The organism is Acinetobacter sp. Colony158, assembly GCF_019264745.1.
GTDB lineage: Bacteria > Pseudomonadota > Gammaproteobacteria > Pseudomonadales > Moraxellaceae > Acinetobacter > Acinetobacter ursingii.
On sequence record NZ_CP078523.1, the window covers coordinates 103,283 to 105,250 of the forward strand.

Genomic DNA, 1,968 nt, shown 5'->3' on the forward strand with positions numbered 1-1,968 from the left:
TAGCCATTTGGTCGAGTCACAATCGGGAAAATTGAATCTGGACGTTTAAACATTGCAAAGAATTTTCCAATTTTCAGTGGATTACCTTTGACTTTACTGTCTTTAGAAAGCAGGACTTTTACCCCTTCTATTTGACCTGTAATCATTTTTAGATATAAGGGCTTGGTTAAGGTTAATGTAGGGCAATCCAATGCCAAATCTTTACTTTCATCATAACGCTTAAACTGCATGACTGAGTTTTCAACCCATAATGAAAAATGCTCTTTGGTATCCGACAAAACCAGATTGATACACTGGTTTTCATTTTTTAAATTTTCCACATCTAAATTTGTCGCCATAGCTTCAAGAAATCTTTCAGTTGGTGTATGAATCAATAAATCACTCGGATCAGAAGTATTTTGTAGGGGTACATTATTTTGTAGCTCTTGAGCGCCCACCAAAAAGAAATTACGCCAAGTTGAAGCCTCAGCAGCATAGCCCAATTGACGATAAGTATTCGCCAATAAGTCTTTTGCTTGTTGGTTTTGAGGGTTATTCAACACAATATGTTTTAAAATCTCGGCAGCCCATCTATAGTCAGCTTGAGCGTAGGCATCCTGCGCATTTTTCAACGCATTGCTCTCCCCACCTGCTAACTCAATATATTTTTTTGCAACAGCTTTAGGTGGCAATGGATCTAAATTGGAAGGATGAGCATCAAACCATCCCATATAGTATTGGTATACCGCTTTTACATTATGCTTAAGGGTTCCATAATAGCCATGCGCATATAATTTTTGGTCAAGTGCGGCTGGAAGCTGAATTTTCTCGGCAATTTCAGCACCATTAAAACCAGAGTTCATATATCTCACCGTCTGATCATGCGTGAACTTATAAACATCTCGCTGGGTTTTAATAAAATCTTGAATATTGTCATTGCCCCATACCGGCCAATGATGCTGTGCAATCAATACATCGGATGCTTTGGCATGTTGCATTGCTTGGTCTAAATAGCCCACCCATTTTAAGGCATCACGGACTTTAGCACCGCGGAGAGTATAAAGATTATGCATGGTATGCGAAAGAATTTCCGCGCCATTATAAAGTTTCAGTGATGGAATAGAGAATGTTAACTCTGCTGGTGCTTCTGAACCCGGCACGTTATAAAACACAAAATCCAAGCCATCAACCGTCATTTTCTGTTCTGGTTGAGTGATCAGTTGTGTAGGCTCAAGGATGCCCATTTTTCCCGCAGCAACAGCCTTACCTAAACCTGTATCCACCAATCCTTCCGCATTTTTAGGTAGAAAAGTTCCATACATATAAGTCGCACGACGTATCATGGCTGAACCTGCCATCACATTTTCACTGGTCGCTTCTTCCATAAAGCCTTTTGGCGCAATAATTGGAGTTTTTCTAGCGTTAATTTCTTCGCTAGAAAGAACGCCTAATGCACCACCAAAATGATCGATATGGCTATGGGTAAAGATAATGGCTGAAATTTTTTGCTCACCTAAATGCTGTCTAGCAAATTTAAGTGCTGCTTCAGCCGTTTCTTTAGAGGTTAATGTATCCACAATAATCCAACCAGTATCACCCTGAATAATGGTCATATTTGCCACATCAAAACCACGAATTTGCCAAACTCGATCTGTCACTTTAAATAGACCAACATTGTTGTTTAGCTTTGCTTGTCGCCATAGCGCAGGATTAACAGTATTTGGTGCTGGATCATTTAAAAAATTAAACGCATCAAAATCCCAGATCACATTGCCTTTTTCACTTTTAATTTGACCTGTTGGCTTGGCAATAAAGCCCTTTTGAGCCTGATTAAACTCAGTCATATCCTCTAAGTTATACTTCGCCTTATATGTATTATTTGATTCAATGACCGCTTTTTCTACTAGAGCATTTGCTGCAAAAACAGAAAATGGCAGAATAAGCATCAATGAAACTGTTAAAAACTTAATTTTCATCTTCTTTCCTTTT

At 38.8% G+C, this 1,968-nt stretch carries 1 protein-coding gene; it reads right to left on the reverse strand.

Going from position 1 to position 1,968, the window contains the following annotated elements:
- The coding region (locus JR005_RS00350; protein WP_218665369.1) for an alkyl/aryl-sulfatase at positions 1-1,955 on the reverse strand (1,955 nt) is incomplete at its 3' end.
- Positions 1,956-1,968 lie beyond the last annotated feature (13 nt).